The sequence below is a fragment of the Streptomyces sp. NPDC096013 genome (genome assembly GCF_044763565.1).
Lineage (GTDB): Bacteria > Actinomycetota > Actinomycetes > Streptomycetales > Streptomycetaceae > Streptomyces.
Map to the genome: position 1 here is coordinate 128341 of NZ_JBIWGK010000007.1, position 15290 is coordinate 143630.

Sequence of the window (15290 nt, forward strand, 5' to 3'; positions counted from 1 at the left end):
CCGGGTCTCCCCGGCGGCGAAGCAAACATTACACGGTGGACCCGGTGCACCACCAAATCGTTTCCGTTCTGTACGGATTCGACGGCTATGGTCCACCGGGCGGGCCCGCCCGGGGTCAAGCGGTGACGAAGGAATAGAACCGTTTCAAAGTGCAGTGCTCTTCGAGGAGCCGACCGTAGATCGGCTCGCCCTCGAGTTCGCGGTACGTCTCGATCGGATCGCCTTTTATGATCAGCGCCCGCGCGCACTCCTCGCACCAGTACTGGTAGTCGGGATTCACCGGTTCCATGTCACGGACGATCGGCGTCCCACTGCCGCACCAGTCGCACTTTCGCCTGTGTGCACCCATCGATCAGCTCCAGCTGTGGCCGCAGGCCGTGCACACGTAGGAAACTCCGCCGTTGTCACCGAGGACTTGCGCCACGTGGGCGGAACCGCAGGAAGGGCAGCTCAGGCGGGTGATCGTATCCCGTATCAACGCCGCATCGAAGAGGTGGTCGACCTCCTCGATGATGCTCGCAGGCATCGCTACTCCCTCCCGTCGGGCCGCGCCCCCTCCGGCCGTTTGATTCTGCCACGGCCGGACCAATACGGTCAGCGACGCCTTAGTACCAGTCCGGACACGGCACCCACCGCGGCCGTCCCGGCCAGGGCGAACATGCACGCCAAAAGCGCCTCCGCAGAGGTATACGCCCCCGGGGCCCCAAGTGACTCAAGCCGGTTCAAGAACAGTGTGCCGAAAACCGCGACCCCGAGCAGCTGCCCCAGCTGGGCGACCGTGGAGAGCAGTCCGCTGGCGTCCGCCGCGTCCTCGGGCCGCACTGTCGCCAGCGCCCGCGTCAGCGTCGGACTGAAGGCGAGCGCGAGCCCGGCCCCCACGCCGACGTACGCCACGTACAGTACGGCCCCGCCGCGGTCGCCGCCTTCGAACGCCAGGCCGACTCCCGCGACGGCCGGCATCGTGATCAGGAATCCGAGCGGGGTCAGCGCCCGCTGCCAGGCCGCCGGCCACCTGCGCCACGTCAGCCCGACCGCCCCGAAGACGACCGCCGTCGGCGCGAAGGTGAGCCCGGCGCGCAGCGCGCTGAACCCGAGGCCGCCCTGGACGTGCAGGGTGAGCGCGAACAGGAAACCGGCGTTGACGGCCATCACGGCCAGGATCCGGAAGACGGCGAGGCCCATCCCCGGGTGACGCAGCACACGCGGCGCGATCAGCGGGGCTCCCCCGCGCCGGGCGAGCCGGGACTCGTAGCCGCAGAACGCCGCGAAGAGCACCGCCGCCGCGATCAGCGACAGCCACGACCACAGCGGCCAGCCCTCCTCCTGCCCCAGCACCAGCGGCACCGTCAGCAGCGAGACCGACGCGGCGAGCAGCACGAGACCCGGCACGTCGAAGGCCCGCGCCCGCTCCGGCTCCGCCCCGCCGTCCCGCGGCAGCACCCGCCTGCCGAGGACCAGGAGTACGGCGCCCACGGGCACGTTGACGAGGAACACCGGCCGCCAGCCTGTGCCGAACAGATCGGCGCTGACGAGGACCCCGCCGACGATCTGCCCGGCCGCGGCGCCGACGGCGATGACCGCCGAGTAGACGCCGAGCGCCCGCATCCGGGCCTCGCCGACGAAGTGGCGCTGGATCAGGCTCAGCACCTGCGGGATCATCAGCGCCGAGCCGGAGCCCTGGATCAGCCGGAACACGATCAACTCGGTCGAGCCCTGCGCCAGTCCGCAGGCGAGCGAGGCCGCGGTGAAGAGGGCGAGCCCGGCGAGATGGACCCGGGCATGGCCGAGCCGGTCGCCGAGCCGGGCGCCGGTGATCAGCAGCACCGAGTACGTGATGGTGTATCCGGCGATCACCAGCTGAAGGTCGGCGCCGGAGGCGTGGAGTTCGGTGCCGATGGTGGGGGCGGCGACATTCACGATGAACACGTCGAGCAGCGCCATGAACAGGGCCGCGAGCAGCACCGCGAGCATCGGTCCGCGGCGATTGTCAGTGCCAGGGTCTTTACTGGTGGCAGGAGTTGGAACGGGTGCGGAATCCGGTTCCGTACGGGGTGGTGTCGTCATGCGGTCGAGCGTGAGGGCGCTCCGGTACGGGTGCCGAGAGCCCGCTGATGCTGGTACTGGCAGCACCTGGCACGGACCGGGCCGGGCGTCGAGCATGGGGGATGTGACGACGGGGATGAGGACGACACAGCGCCGCCGGCCTGAGCTGGCCGCGTTCCTGCGCAGCAGGCGCGCGAGGGTGACACCGCACGACGTCGGCATGCCGCCGGGCTTCCGACGGCGTACACCGGGACTGCGCCGCGAGGAGGTCGCGCAGCTCTCGGGCGTGGGCGTCACCTGGTATACCTGGCTCGAACAGGGGCGCCCGATCAACGCCTCCGCGCAGGTCCTGGACGCCGTGGCGCGCACGCTCCGGCTCGACGCGCCGGAGCGGGAGCATCTGTACCACCTGGCCGAGGTGCCGTACGCGCATCCTCCGGAGACGGTCCTGCAGTCGGTGGGGCCGGAGATCCAGGGCATCCTCGACGCCCTGGAGCCGCGCCCGGCGGTGGTCTACAACTCGCGGTACGACATCCTCGCCACCAACTCCCCGTACCGGACGGTGTTCTGGCCGGAACCGCTGGCGCCGGGCCCGATGCCGAACGCGCTGTGGAAGCTGTTCACGGTGCCGGACGAGGAGTGCCCGCTGCTGTACCGGGACACGGAGCTGCCGGTGATGGTGGCGACGCTGCGCTCGGCCTACGGACTGCATACCGGCGAGCCCGTCTGGGAGGAGTTCATACGCGGCCTGTCGGCGGCGAGTCCGCTCTTCGCACGGCTGTGGCGGAGCGGAGACGTGGCGGAGCCGGGGCGGCGGGTGAAGACGTTCCGGCACGCGGAGGTGGGCGAGATGCGGATGACGTCGGTGTCGCTGTCGGTCCACGGCATGCCGGAGTGCCGGATCGTGGTCTACACCCCGGCCGACGAGGAGACCCGGCTGCGCGCGGCGGCGCTGACAGGCACGAAAAAATCCCGCCCCTGAAAGGGACGGGATCTGATCGATTCGACCGTCAACGACTCTCGATCTTTGACAACTCAAGAGTGTCGATCTGTGGAGCTAAGGAGAATTGAACTCCTGACCTCCTGCATGCCATGCAGGCGCTCTACCAACTGAGCTATAGCCCCGTGTGTTCTTCCCGCTCGGCGGGGCGAACAAGAAGAACTTTAGCCTGCGACCTGCCGGAAAGTGAAATCCGGGGTCGGGGCCCTGGAGGGCCGCTCAGTCGTCGTCGCCGAGCACCGGTTCCGGGAGCGTGCCGGCGTTGTGTTCCAGCAGGCGCCAGCCGCGGGCGCCCTCGCCGAGGACGGACCAGCAGCAGTTGGAGAGGCCGCCGAGACTCTCCCAGTGCTGGGACTCGAGACCGAGGAGACGACCGATGGTGGTGCGGATCGTGCCGCCGTGGCTGACCACCACGAGGGTGCCGTCCTCGGGCAGTTTCTCGGCGTGCCGCAGCACGACGGGAGCGGCCCGGTCGGCGACCTCGCTCTCCAGTTCGCCGCCGCCGCGGCGCACCGGCTCGCCGCGCTTCCACGCGGCGTACTCCTCGCCGTGGCGGGCGATGATCTCCTCGTGCGTCAGCCCCTGCCAGACGCCCGCGTAGGTCTCCCGCAGGCCCTCGTCGTGGGTGACGTCGAGGTCGGTGAGGGCGGCCAGCTCGGCGGCCGTGTTCGCGGCCCGCTTCAGGTCGGAGGCGACGATCGCGTCCGGCTTGAGGGAGGCCAGCAGCCGGGCGGCCCGGCGGGCCTGGCCGACGCCGGTCTCGGTCAGCTCGACGTCCGTGGTGCCCTGGAAGCGGCGCTCCACGTTCCACGCGGTCTGCCCGTGCCGCCACAGGATGACGCGGCGGCCGCGGCCGGCCCTGCGGCCGTCGGCCCCGGCGGTCACCGCACCTCCCCGAACTCGGAGGCGTCCTCCTCGGCCTGCAGCTTGGCGTGCTCGGCAGCCTTGCCGCGGGTGGCCTTGGCCTCGGCCGGGAGGTCCAGCTCGGGGCAGTCCTTCCACAGCCGCTCCAGGGCGTAGAAGACGCGCTCCTCGCTGTGCTGGACGTGGACGACGATGTCGACGTAGTCGAGCAGGATCCAGCGGGCGTCACGGTCGCCCTCGCGGCGGACCGGCTTGGCGCCGAGGTCCTTGTTGAGCCGCTCCTCGATCTCGTCGACGATCGACTTGACCTGGCGGTCGTTGGGAGCGGAGGCCAGCAGGAAGGCGTCCGTGATCGACAGCACGTCGCTGACGTCGTAGGCGATGATGTCGTGCGCGAGCTTGTCGGCGGCCGCCTGGGCGGCGGCGGAGATGAGCTCGATGGAGCGGTCAGTGGCGGTCACTACGCGGCTTTCGGTCGGCGGTCAACAGACCTCAAGGGTCTCACGGACCGCGGACGGGACCCCACGTGAATAACGGATCACGCCCCGGAAGCCGGTCGGACACCGGCTCCGCCCTCCGGGGCGTGCTCTCCGTCACACGGTCACCGCGCCCTCCTCAGGACGACGACGGCTTGTAGTCCTCTCCCAGGACCACCGACACATCCGCGTTCGCGGAGACCGTGCCCTTGGTCACGGTGCTGGTGGGCAGGCCCAGGGTCTTGGCGACCTCGGTGGCGTTCTCCTTGTCGGCCGCGTCGGAGTACGTGATCTTGGTCGTGGCCGAGGTCCCGGACGCGGTGCCGGCCTCCAGGAAGGTGAAGCCGCCGTTGAGGAGGATCACGCGGGCCTTCTCGGTGTCGTCCTTGACGCCGGTGGCGTTCTGGACGGCGACCCGGACCGCCGAGCCCTCGTCGGGGCTCTTCGCGGTGCCGCCCAGGATGTCCTTGACGACGCTGGCCGAGGCCTGGGCGGTCAGGGTGCCGTCGTTCTGGACGGGCAGCAGGGCCGTCTTGTAGTCGCCGCTCTTGGCGAGGTCGGCGAGCTTCGCGAGGAAGGTGCCGAGGTCCTTGTCGGTGAGCGGCGGGTCCAGGATCTGGGCCAGGGTCTGCACGGTGGTGGTGGCCGCCGTCGGGTCGGAGGTCAGCTGGCGCAGCACGGCCTGCATGACCTGGCCGAACCGCTCCAGCTGGGCGTTCTGGGCCTCGCCGGCGGCGCGGTAGGTGGCGTAGGCGACGGCCATCTTGCCGCTGAGGGTCTGGTCCTTGCCCTTGTGGACGAGGGGTGCGGCGTTCTTCTTGGTGGCGTCCGGGTCGGGCACGTCGGCGTTGGTGTCGAGGTCGATGTTGCCGACGAGGTCGACCAGGTTCTGGAGGTAGGGGGTGTCCAGCCGCCAGGTGCCCTCGATGTCGGTGCCGAGGACCGTGTTGAGCTGGTCGACGGTCCCGGAGGTGCCGTCGTCGCCGACCGACTTGGCCAGCGTCGTCGTGTTGCCGTCGCCGTCGGTGAGCGCGAGGGAGTTGGGCAGCAGCACGGTGGTGCCCTGCTTCAGGGTCGTGTTGTCGACGAGCAGCATCGAAGAGGTGCCGCCCTTCGAGGTGTTGTGCAGGTGGACGACGATCACATCGCGGTTCTGGGCGCCCACGGCCGTGGTGGTGCCCTTCTTCGAGCCGGACGAGGAGACTCCGGGGAGCTTCCCCGCGGACCAGAGGTAGCCGACGCCGCCGGCCACGACCAGCGCGAGGACCACGACGAGGGCGACCACGCGGCCCCGCGCGCGGCGCTTGGCCTCCTCGCGGCGCTCGGTGCGGTTCTCCGTGAAGTTCAGCCAGTCGATGACGTCCTCGGAGTCGCCGGTCGGCTCCTCCACGAAGGCGAACTGCTCGGTGCGGTAGTCCCGTTCACCCGTCTCCGGGGTTTTCGGGGCTTCGGTTTCCTCGGCCGGGCCGCCCTGCTGCGGGATATAGGCGGTCTGCTCGGCGACCCGGGGCTGCTGTCCGCTGCTCGCGGTCTGCCCGTAGGGGTCGTAGGCCGTCGTCGTCCCGGTGGCGTACGGGTCGTAGCCGGGCTGGGGGGCCTGCCGGCCCGTGTCGTAGGCGCCGGTGTCGTAGGACGGGGGCTGCTGCTGGGTGCCGGTCCCGTAGGGGTCGTAGGCGTAGCCCTGTTGCTGCTGCTGTCCGTACGGGTCGTACGGCTGCTGCTGCGGGGGCTGTTGGGTCTGCTGGGCCGGGACCTGCCGGTAGACAGGCTGGTTGTACTCGTCGTAGCCGACGAGTTCGTACTGGTCGCCGCCGTACCCGGCGTCGTATCGGTCGTTCACCGGTGCCCCTCTCGGCTCACTCGCCGCGGTACAGCTCGCGCTTGTCGATATAGCGCACGACTCCGTCGGGCACCAGGTACCAGACGGGATCCCCCTTCGCGACTCTCGCCCGGCAGTCCGTGGAGGAGATCGCGAGGGCGGGCACCTCGATCAAGGAGACGCCACCCTCCGGCAGGCCCGGGTCGGTCAGCGTGTGGCCGGGGCGGGTGACCCCGATGAAGTGCGCGAGGGAGAACAGTTCCTCCGCGTCCCGCCAGGTCAGGATCGCGCCGAGGGCGTCGGCGCCGGTGATGAAGAAGAGGTCCGCGTCGGGGTTGAGCGCGCGCAGGTCCCGCAGGGTGTCCGTGGTGTAGGTGGGGCCGCCGCGGTCGATGTCGATACGGCTCACCGAGAACTGGGGGTTCTCGGCGGTCGCGATGACCGTCATCAGATAGCGGTCCTCGGCCAGCGCGACCTTGCGGTCGGTCTTCTGCCACGGCTGACCGGTCGGGACGAAGATCACCTCGTCCAGGTGGAACTGCGCGGCGACCTCGCTGGCCGCCACGAGGTGCCCGTGGTGGATCGGGTCGAACGTTCCGCCCATGACGCCGAGACGGCGCTTGCCGGGGTTCGACGGGCCGTTGTTGCGCGGGCCGTTCGCCATGCGGATCTCCGTGCCACGCGTCGTGTCGTTCGCCGGACCGGTAGGCATGTCCTGCTCTCCCATGCGAGCAGACCCTACCGGCCCGGTGTGAAGGCCCCGTGACCCGTCCGGCCGACGGACCTTAACGGTCGCGGTTGAAACGGGTGGTGATCCACAGCAGGAGCATCAGGACGATGAACGCGCCGCCACCGGTGATGATCGGCTGGAGGCTCTCGTGATTGCCCCCGCCCTCCCCCTCGGCGGCAAGGGTGACCAACTGGGCAGCAGTGCCGTGGATGCTCATCTCAGCAGAACCTATCCGATGTGGGCGGGATAAAGATGTCGGCCCATGGTAAGCGGGCGCCCCCGCGGCGATCACGCCGACTCCGCCATTGGGAACGCGCCCGGCGCCCCGGCCGGGAACTCGACGGGCGCCTCAGTCGTCCTTCTGTTTGTACCCGCGCAGCAGGAACCACGCGGTCAGGATGCAGCCGAGGAACATGACGATCAGTACGACCCTGAGCAGGTCCCCCGACCCTTGCCGGGGGGCGGCGTTCGCGGCCTCTGCGAGCCAGGCGGCTGCGGTATGGGGCTCCATGCGTTGACTCCTTCGCTGTACTGCCCGTCAACGGTATCTCCGCCTAGGCTGGGCTCTGCTTCGGGGGCACTCAGGGCACACACACGCACTTGGGGGACCACATGTCCGAAGACGGCCACGAGCAGAACGGGCACGAGCACGTACCGAGCAGGCAGCGCAGGCGCTTCCCGGGGATCTCCTCGCGTGCGTACGAGCACCCGGCCGACCGCTCCGCCCTGGTGGCGCTGCGCAAGCTGACCGGGTTCGACACGGTGTTCAAGGCGCTCAGCGGGCTGCTTCCCGAGCGCAGCCTGCGGCTGCTGTTCCTGTCCGACTCGGTGCGCGTGTCGGACCAGCAGTTCGCGCACCTCAACGACATGCTGCGGGACGCCTGTTACATCCTGGACCTGGAGAAGGTCCCGCCGATGTACGTCACCCAGGACCCGCAGCCCAACGCGATGTGCATCGGGCTGGACGAGCCGATCATCGTCGTCACCACCGGCCTGGTCGAGCTGCTCGACGAGGAGGAGATGCGGGCGGTCGTCGGCCACGAGGTGGGCCACGCGCTGTCCGGCCACTCCGTGTATCGCACGATCCTGCTGTTCCTCACCAACCTCGCCCTGAAGGTCGCCTGGATCCCGCTGGGCAACCTCGCGATCCTGGCGATCGTGACGGCGCTGCGCGAGTGGTTCCGCAAGTCGGAGCTGTCCGCCGACCGCGCGGGTCTGCTGGTCGGCCAGGACCTGCGGGCCTCCATGCGCGGCCTGATGAAGATCGCCGGCGGCAACCACCTGCACGAGATGAACGTGGACGCCTTCCTCAAGCAGGCCGAGGAGTTCGAGTCCGGCGGTGACCTCCGCGACTCCGTCCTGAAGATCCTGAACGTGCTGCCCCGCTCCCACCCCTTCACCACCGTGCGCGCGGCCGAGCTGAAGAAGTGGGCCGAGTCCCGCGACTACCAGCGGATCATGGACGGCCACTACCCGCGGCGCAGCGAGGACAAGGACACCTCGGTCACGGACTCGTTCCGCGAGTCGGCGGCGAGCTACGCCAGCAACGTCAAGAGCTCCAAGGACCCGCTGATGAAGCTGGTCAGCGACTTCGCCGGCGGCGCGGGCGACCTGGGCGGCCGGGTACGGCGCGGCTTTGGCGGCTTCGCGAGTTCCGCCCCGCAGGACGAGCCGCCGTCGGGCACCAACGGCACGGAGCAGCCGCCCTCGGACGGCACACCGCCGCGGGACTGAGCACCGGCCTCACTCCTCACGCAGGACACGGCCGCGCGGTCCGCTGACCGCGCGGCCTCCGGTGGCTGCGCGGCTTCCAGTGGCTCCGCGGCTTCCGATGTGTGCGCAACCTCCGGTGCGGGCGCAACCTCCAGCGTGTGCGCAGCGTCCCGCGCGAGCGAAAACTCAGGAAACTCACACCTTCGGCTGTGCCCCCGCCGCCAGCGTCCCGCACAGCGCCGTCGCCCCGCTCGTCGCGTACGGGTCCGTGCCGGCCGGGCCGCCCGCCTTGGCGGTCTGGCCGGCGAGCAGGGGGCGGAGGTACGTCACGGAGTCGTCGGCGCAGGACAGGGGCCCGGCCTGGACGTAGGAGACGATGAGCTGGGCCTGGTGCATGCGCAGGTCGTCGCGGTCGAAGCGGAAGTGCAGTTCGCGGCGGACGGTGAACAGGGACACCTGGGCCTTGACACCGGAGCCGGCGGAGGCCGACGCCGAGGCCGCCGAGTCGGTGGGCCGCAGGGCGTAGGCGAAGGTTCCGTCGGCGGTGACCTCGAGGGTGGAGGAGTCGACCTCGGTGGCCTGGAGGGTGCCCTGGACGCGGATCTTGCGGTCGGCGAGCTGGACGCGTGAGGGGTCGAAGCGAACCAGCCATCCGGTCGGCTCGTGCCGGCCGTCGGCGGTCGGGCGCTCGAAGCTCTGGTCGAACTGGTCGAGTTGGTCCGGGTCGACGAGGACGCGCGCGGGGCGGGTCTGTCCGCCGGTGAGTACGGCCGGGTAGAGCGAGGACTCCACGATGTAGTCCTTGGCGGTGCTCAGGGCGGCGATGACCTGGCTGTCCGAGAAGTGCGCGGTGCGCCGCGCGGCCGGCAGCGGCACGCCCTCGCCGCCGATGCCGAACTGCGCGGCGGGACTGTGCGCATAGAGGTCCTCGGCGTCCGCCGCCCCCGGGACCTTGCCCTGCGGGGACAGCGGTATGACGGTCATCCTCAGTGGCTCGGCGGGCTGCTGGGCCGTAGGGGTGGTGTAGGGGTGCCGTACGCCCATGTAGATCGCGGTGCCGAAGGCGACGGCGATCAGCATGACGAGGATCAGGGCCTGGCGGGAGAGACCGCGGCGGAGGGCCGGGCGGCGGCGGACGGCGGGCGCGTGGTCGGCCATGCGCTCCTGCGCGGAGAACTCCTGGAGGCGGGCAGCGCGGACGAACGACTCGTCGAAGACGACGGATCGGTACTCGTCCTCACCACCACCGGGAGCGCCCTCGGACGTCCCCTCAGGTGGGTCTCCTGGACCGCCCATACTTTCAGAGTAGGTCTCTGGAGCCTCAGGTAAACGCCCTGCTACACGACAAGTTCTGACAGGTTCTCACCGAGCCCGTCACAGCTCGCTCAGGGCGTGCGCGGGGCCGCGGACAGCGGTGGCTGGGAGTTGTCGGCGGAAGCGGAGGGCGCAGCCGCCGTGCCCTGTTCCACACCCGTGGAGGCGGGGGGCGGGACGCGGTCACGGCCGCCCGAGGAGCCGCCCCGGTAGACCGCGGAGAAGGCCAGGGCGACCATGCCGATGCCCATCACGACGGCGAGCAGCCAGGCGACGGGGCGGTGCCAGCGGACCTGTTTGCCATAGCTCCCGGGGGCGCCGTAGCGGCCCTCGGCGAGATCGGCGTCGTCGAGGTCGTCGAGTTCCGGATCATGGCCGAATTCGCGCCCGTAGGCGTCCTCGAAGGGGTCGTCATCGCCTCGTGCGCGTCTGCCGTGCTGGGCGCGGCGGGCTTCGGCCTCGGAGGCCTCGGCTCGTGCCTGCGCCGCGGCCAGGAGGCGTTCGACGGCGGTCGGCTCGTGTACTACGGCCGCCCGTACGAAGGCCTCGTCGAAGACCACGGATGCGAACTCTTCGTCCGACTTTCCGCGGTCGTGGTCGTCGTCGGGCTCCCAGCCGTCAGGGAACGGCGTACCCCCCACGTCCTCCGGCACCTCTCCAGAGTAGACCTGGGGGGTCAATTTGGGCAGACGGTACGGAAATTCATCCGCTGGGTGAGACGTCTCCGCCAGGACGTGGCCGTATGCCCGACGCATATGCCGGATGGCGGTGCCTCAGCGGCGGATGTGGCCGTCGCCCGTGACGATGTACTTGGTGCTCGTCAGCTCCGGCAGGCCCATCGGGCCCCGCGCGTGCAGCTTCTGGGTGGAGATCCCGATCTCGGCGCCGAAGCCGAACTGACTGCCGTCCGTGAAGCGCGTGGAGGCGTTCACGGCGACCGTGGTGGAGTCGACCAGCTGGGTGAAGCGGCGGGCCGCCTGCTGGGAGGTGGTGACGATCGCCTCGGTGTGGCCGGAGCTCCACAGCCGGATGTGCTGGACGGCCTTGTCGAGCGAGTCGACGACGGCGGCGGCGATGTCGTAGGAGAGGTACTCGGTGTCCCAGTCCTCCGGGGTGGCCTCGACGACGGTGGCCTGGGAGTCCTTGGCGTAGGCGAGGACGCGCTCGTCGGCGTGGACGGTGACCCCCGCCTCGGCGAGGGCGTCCAGGGCGCGCGGCAGGAACTCGGGGGCGATGTCCTGGTGGACGAGGAGGGTCTCGGCGGCGTTGCAGACGCTGGGGCGCTGGGCCTTGGAGTTGATCAGGATGTCGATCGCCATGTCGAGGTCGGCGTCGGCGTCGACGTAGACGTGGCAGTTGCCGACGCCGGTCTCGATCACGGGGACGGTCGACTCGCTGACGACGGTCTGGATCAGGGAGGCGCCGCCGCGCGGGATGAGTACGTCGACCAGGCCGCGGGCGCGCATCAGTTCGCGGACGCTCTCGCGGCTCTCGCCGGGCACCAACTGCACGGCGTCGGCGGGGAGTCCGGCGCCGCCGACGGCGTCGCGGATGACGCGCACGAGGGCGGTGTTCGACTCGAAGGCGGAGGCCGAGCCGCGCAGGAGGACCGCGTTGCCGGACTTGAGGCAGAGGGCGGCGGCGTCCACGGTGACGTTCGGGCGGGCCTCGTAGATGATGCCGACGACGCCGAGGGGGACGCGGACCTGGCGCAGGTCGATGCCGTTCGGGAGGGTCGAGCCGCGGACGACCTCGCCGACCGGGTCGGGCAGCGCGACGACGTCCCGCACGTCCGAGGCGATGGCCCGCACCCGCTCCGGCGTGAGCGTCAGCCGGTCGATGATCGCCTCGCTGGTGCCGGCCGCGCGGGCCTTGGCGATGTCCTTGGCGTTGGCCTCGACGATCTCGCTCGTCCGGACCTCCAGCGCGTCCGCGATGGCGAGCAGCGCGTCGTCCTTCTCGGCGCGCGGCAGCGGCGCGAGGTCGGCGGCGGCGGACTTGGCGCGGTAGGCGGCCTGCGTGACCGGGGACATGGCGTCGTACGGCGAGAGCGTGGTCATGAGGGAAGGGTAGTGCGCCGGGCGGAGGCGTCCAGCGGCCATCCCACACCGCGAGACACGCCCAGAAGGGTCCGAAGCGGACTCAGAACGGATGGACGCCGACGGGGGTCGCGGGCAGCGGGCCGTATCCCTCGGAGATGCGCTGGTGGTAGGTCTCGCGGTCGATGACCTCCAGGCCGACGATCTCCCACGGCGGCAGCTTCGCGGTCTGGCGGTGCTCGCCCCACAGGCGCAGCGCGACGGCGGCGGCGTCGTGCAGGTCGCGGGCCTCCTCCCAGTAGCGGATCTCCGCGTGGTCGTTGGCGTAGCGGCTGGTCAGCAGAAAGGGGTGGTCGTGGGCGAGCTGCTCCAGACCGCGCCGGACCTCCTTCAGCGGGGCCTCGCCACCGGAGACGCTGAGGGTGACATGCCACAGCCGGGGGACGTCCTTGGGTTCCTCGCCCTCGTACCGGGCGCCGGCCGCGACGCTCGTCAGCGCGCGCTCCTCGCCGGGCGCGCGGGAGGTGGTACCACCGCGGGACGCCGCCGCCCCAGGGCGCACTCGTCTCACGACGGCCTCCTTACGCAACGGTCGAGCTGCGGTGCTCGCGCGGAATTTGTCCCCGAGACAAAGTTGAGCAGGCCGAAGGCGTCCGCGTGGCGCTTTTACGGAAGGTCCACCGCGGGGAGGCGGACGATTCGGTTGTTTTACGGGTGCAGGATCACCAGGTCGTCCCTGTGTACGACTTCCCTCTCGTACGACGGCCCCAGTTCCCGGGCCAGTTCCCTGGTGGAGCGGCCGATCAGCTGGGGGATCTCCTTGGCGTCGAAGTTGACGAGCCCCCGGGCCACCGCCTGCCCCGCGCCGTCCCGGAGCTCGACCGGGTCGCCCGCGCTGAACTCGCCCTCGACGGCGGCGATCCCGGCCGGCAGCAGCGACATCCGGCGCTGCACGACCGCGCGCACGGCACCGTCGTCCAGCGTCAACGAGCCCTGCGGGGTGGACGCGTGCTGCAACCACAACAGCCGGTCCGCGGAACGCTTTCCGGTGGCGTGGAAGTACGTCCCCGTGTCGCCGCCGGTCAGCGCGTCGGCCGCGTGGACCGCGCTGGTGAGCACGACGGGGATGCCCGCGGCGGCGGCGATCCGGGCCGCCTCGACCTTGGTGACCATGCCGCCGGTGCCGACGCCGGCCTTGCCCGCGCTGCCGATCTCGACGTGCGCGAGGTCGGCGGGCCCCCGGACCTCCGCTATCCGCGAGGTGCCCGGCCTGCTCGGGTCGCCGTCGTAGACGCCGTCGATGTCGGAGAGGAGGACCAGCAGGTCGGCGTGGACGAGGTGGGCGACGAGGGCGGCGAGCCGGTCGTTGTCGCCGAAGCGGATCTCGTCCGTGGCGACCGTGTCGTTCTCGTTGACGACCGGGAGGGCGCCCATGGCGAGGAGTTTGTCGAGGGTGCGGGAGGCGTTGCGGTGGTGCGAGCGGCGGCTCATGTCGTCGGAGGTGAGCAGCACTTGACCCACGCGGATGCCGTAGCGGGCGAAGGAGGCGGTGTAGCGGGCGACGAGGAGGCCCTGGCCCACGCTGGCGGCGGCCTGCTGCCGGGCGAGGTCCTTGGGGCGGCGGCGCAGTCCCAGCGGGGCGAGGCCCGCGGCGATGGCGCCGGAGGAGACGAGGACGACCTCTTTCTCTCCCCCGCTGCGGCTCTTGGCGAGGACGTCGACGAGGGCGTCGACCCGGTCGGCGTCCAGTCCGCCCGCGGCGGTGGTCAGCGAGGAGGAACCCACCTTGACGACGATCCTGCGGGCCTCGGTCACGGCCTGCCTTGCCCCTGCCACGTGCGAGTTCCCCTCGGGTAGTTCGGGTGACCCGCGGCAATTTACGCGAACCGGGCTGGAGTGTGCACGTTGGTCCAGGTCGCGGACAGCTGGGTTGAGTTCCGGGTGCGGGTCGGTGGGGGCTGGTCGCGCAGTTCCCCGCGCCCCAAAAAGACACCGCCCGCCCCGGGTTCTTCAGGGGCGCGGGGAACTGCGCGGCCCGCCCCCACCGGCCCGCAGTCGACGTACTTTCCGCACTACCCGACGCAAGAACACGCCCGCTCCCCCCTCCCGATACCCCTCCACCCCACGAGCCTCGCGAGGCTCGGCCAGGTAGACCGAGTCCGGCAGTCCCGCTTCACCGGAGCGGAAGTGCGGATACGCCAGGTACACCCGGCGGCCCCCCTTCTCCAGAACCGCCTCGGGCCGTTTCTTCGCCTTCACGAACTCGACGACGTCCAGCAGGAGTTCGGGGCGTTCTTGCGCAACCAGGTGCAGCCGCAGCCGCTCGTCCACCTTGAGGCGTACGGCCACCTCGTCGGTCCAGTGGGCCGCCATCAACGGCTTCGCCAGCTCGAACTTGTGCCGTCTGACCTGCTCGCTGTCCTTGGCGTACTTCGGCCCGAACTGCGGCAGCAGGGTCACCAGGAACGGCCGGACCATCAGCTTGTCCCGCTCGACCCCCGGCGGCACCATCTCCGCGATCAGGTTCATCAGCGCCCGCGCGGAGTCGAAGCGCAGGGTGTAACTCCCGCTCTTCGTCACGTGTTTGCCGTCGTCCCGGCCCACCAGGTAGTAGCAGGTGTGGTCGGCTATCACGGACACACCGTCGGCCCGGAGATACGCCTCCATGGTGAACAGCGCGTCCTCACCGGTGAACAGCGACTCGTCGAACCGCATGCTGTGCCGCTCCAGCAATGCCCGCCGGAACAGCTTCTGCGCGCTCAGCGTGAACTTGATGTTGGAGTGGAAGACGTCGGTGCGCTCCAGGGTCTCGACCCACGCGGCCTTGGGGGGCACCCGGTTGATGCCCTCGACCCTGCCGAGCACGACGTCCGTGCCGTTGCGGTCGGCCATCGCGAGCATCCGCTCCAGCGCCTCGGGGGCGAGCCGGTCGTCGGCGTCGAGGAAGAAGACGTAGCGCCCGCTCGCCTTGCCGAGGCCGACGTTGCGCGGGGCGCTGGGGCCGCCGGAGTTCTCCTGGTGGATCACGGTGACGTGGGCCGCGGCGCGGGCCGCGAACTCCTCCAGGTACTCCCCCGTGCCGTCCGTCGAACCGTCGTCGACGGCGACGACCTCGATCCGGGCCGGGTCCAGGGTCTGCGACTCGACCGAGCGCAGGCACTCGACCAGGTAGGGCATCGCCTCGTACGCCCCGATGACCACGGTCACATCAGGCTGTGGCACGGTCACGCTTCCCCTTTCGTACACGGGGCGTTCTCCCCGCATTCACTGGACAGCCGACTGGAAGACGGGC

17 protein-coding genes and 1 tRNA gene are annotated in these 15290 nt (G+C 70.5%); 2 read left to right on the forward strand and 16 right to left on the reverse strand.

The genetic code is table 11. The annotated features are described in order from the left end of the window. Nucleotides 1-115 precede the first annotated feature (115 nt). The 3 genes from ACIRB1_RS24105 to ACIRB1_RS24115 form a co-directional block, all read right to left on the reverse strand. Nucleotides 116-349, reverse strand: a complete 234-nt coding sequence (locus tag ACIRB1_RS24105; protein WP_003976229.1) for a hypothetical protein — start codon at nt 347-349, stop codon at nt 116-118. A 3-nt stretch (nt 350-352) separates the two neighbouring features. After that, nucleotides 353-526 carry a hypothetical protein gene (locus ACIRB1_RS24110; protein WP_019063265.1) on the reverse strand — a complete coding sequence of 58 codons (174 nt, stop codon included), beginning with the start codon at nt 524-526 and terminating at the stop codon, nt 353-355. Between the two features lie 68 nt (nt 527-594). Then, nucleotides 595-1971, reverse strand: a complete 1377-nt coding sequence (locus tag ACIRB1_RS24115) for an MFS transporter (protein WP_352182603.1) — start codon at nt 1969-1971, stop codon at nt 595-597. A 208-nt stretch (nt 1972-2179) separates the two neighbouring features. Between ACIRB1_RS24115 and ACIRB1_RS24120 the strand changes: the two genes are divergently transcribed. Continuing rightward, nucleotides 2180-3025, forward strand: a complete 846-nt coding sequence (locus ACIRB1_RS24120; protein ID WP_403466916.1) for a helix-turn-helix transcriptional regulator — start codon at nt 2180-2182, stop codon at nt 3023-3025. 70 nt (nt 3026-3095) lie between these two features. On the opposite strand, the gene ACIRB1_RS24125 is transcribed toward ACIRB1_RS24120, so the two are convergent. The 7 genes from ACIRB1_RS24125 to ACIRB1_RS24155 form a co-directional block, all read right to left on the reverse strand. Next, nucleotides 3096-3168: transfer RNA gene (locus ACIRB1_RS24125), tRNA-Ala, on the reverse strand. A gap of 94 nt (nt 3169-3262) precedes the next feature. Then, nucleotides 3263-3928: a histidine phosphatase family protein gene (locus tag ACIRB1_RS24130; RefSeq protein ID WP_352182601.1), complete on the reverse strand. Its 666-nt coding sequence runs from the start codon at nt 3926-3928 to the stop codon at nt 3263-3265. After that, the gene (gene rsfS / locus ACIRB1_RS24135) at nt 3925-4368 is read right to left on the reverse strand and encodes a ribosome silencing factor (protein WP_328831471.1); all 444 of its coding nucleotides are present in this window, start codon (nt 4366-4368) and stop codon (nt 3925-3927) included. Before rsfS ends, ACIRB1_RS24130 begins: the two co-directional genes overlap by 4 nt. Before the next feature lie 154 nt (nt 4369-4522). Next, on the reverse strand, nt 4523-6223 hold the full coding sequence (locus ACIRB1_RS24140) for an LCP family protein (RefSeq protein WP_403466917.1): 1701 nt from the start codon (nt 6221-6223) through the stop codon (nt 4523-4525). Between the two features lie 16 nt (nt 6224-6239). After that, the gene (gene nadD, locus ACIRB1_RS24145; protein ID WP_026151393.1) at nt 6240-6929 is read right to left on the reverse strand and encodes a nicotinate-nucleotide adenylyltransferase; all 690 of its coding nucleotides are present in this window, start codon (nt 6927-6929) and stop codon (nt 6240-6242) included. Nucleotides 6930-6987: 58 nt separating this feature from the next. Continuing rightward, nucleotides 6988-7149, reverse strand: coding sequence for a hypothetical protein (locus ACIRB1_RS24150; RefSeq protein ID WP_033285922.1), 162 nt, complete (start codon nt 7147-7149; stop codon nt 6988-6990). Between the two features lie 132 nt (nt 7150-7281). Further along, on the reverse strand, nt 7282-7443 hold the full coding sequence (locus ACIRB1_RS24155) for a hypothetical protein (RefSeq protein ID WP_352182599.1): 162 nt from the start codon (nt 7441-7443) through the stop codon (nt 7282-7284). Nucleotides 7444-7544: 101 nt separating this feature from the next. On the opposite strand from ACIRB1_RS24155, the gene ACIRB1_RS24160 reads away from it, so the two are divergent. After that, entirely contained in the window at nt 7545-8666 is a 1122-nt protein-coding gene (locus tag ACIRB1_RS24160) for a M48 family metallopeptidase (protein ID WP_352182598.1), read from the forward strand. A 174-nt stretch (nt 8667-8840) separates the two neighbouring features. Here ACIRB1_RS24160 and ACIRB1_RS24165 read toward each other — a convergent pair whose 3' ends face one another. The 6 genes from ACIRB1_RS24165 to ACIRB1_RS24190 form a co-directional block, all read right to left on the reverse strand. Continuing rightward, nucleotides 8841-9941, reverse strand: a complete 1101-nt coding sequence (locus ACIRB1_RS24165) for a hypothetical protein (protein ID WP_403466918.1) — start codon at nt 9939-9941, stop codon at nt 8841-8843. A gap of 89 nt (nt 9942-10030) precedes the next feature. Then, entirely contained in the window at nt 10031-10612 is a 582-nt protein-coding gene (locus ACIRB1_RS24170; RefSeq protein WP_352182596.1) for a hypothetical protein, read from the reverse strand. Nucleotides 10613-10732: 120 nt separating this feature from the next. Further along, the gene (locus ACIRB1_RS24175) at nt 10733-12019 is read right to left on the reverse strand and encodes a glutamate-5-semialdehyde dehydrogenase (protein ID WP_352182595.1); all 1287 of its coding nucleotides are present in this window, start codon (nt 12017-12019) and stop codon (nt 10733-10735) included. An 82-nt stretch (nt 12020-12101) separates the two neighbouring features. Continuing rightward, nucleotides 12102-12569 (reverse strand): hypothetical protein, encoded by a 468-nt coding sequence (locus tag ACIRB1_RS24180; protein ID WP_352182594.1) that lies wholly within the window; start codon nt 12567-12569, stop codon nt 12102-12104. Nucleotides 12570-12706: 137 nt separating this feature from the next. Further along, nucleotides 12707-13813, reverse strand: a complete 1107-nt coding sequence (proB, locus tag ACIRB1_RS24185; protein ID WP_403467145.1) for a glutamate 5-kinase — start codon at nt 13811-13813, stop codon at nt 12707-12709. 195 nt (nt 13814-14008) lie between these two features. Further along, the gene (locus tag ACIRB1_RS24190; protein ID WP_403466919.1) at nt 14009-15226 is read right to left on the reverse strand and encodes a glycosyltransferase family 2 protein; all 1218 of its coding nucleotides are present in this window, start codon (nt 15224-15226) and stop codon (nt 14009-14011) included. Nucleotides 15227-15290 lie beyond the last annotated feature (64 nt).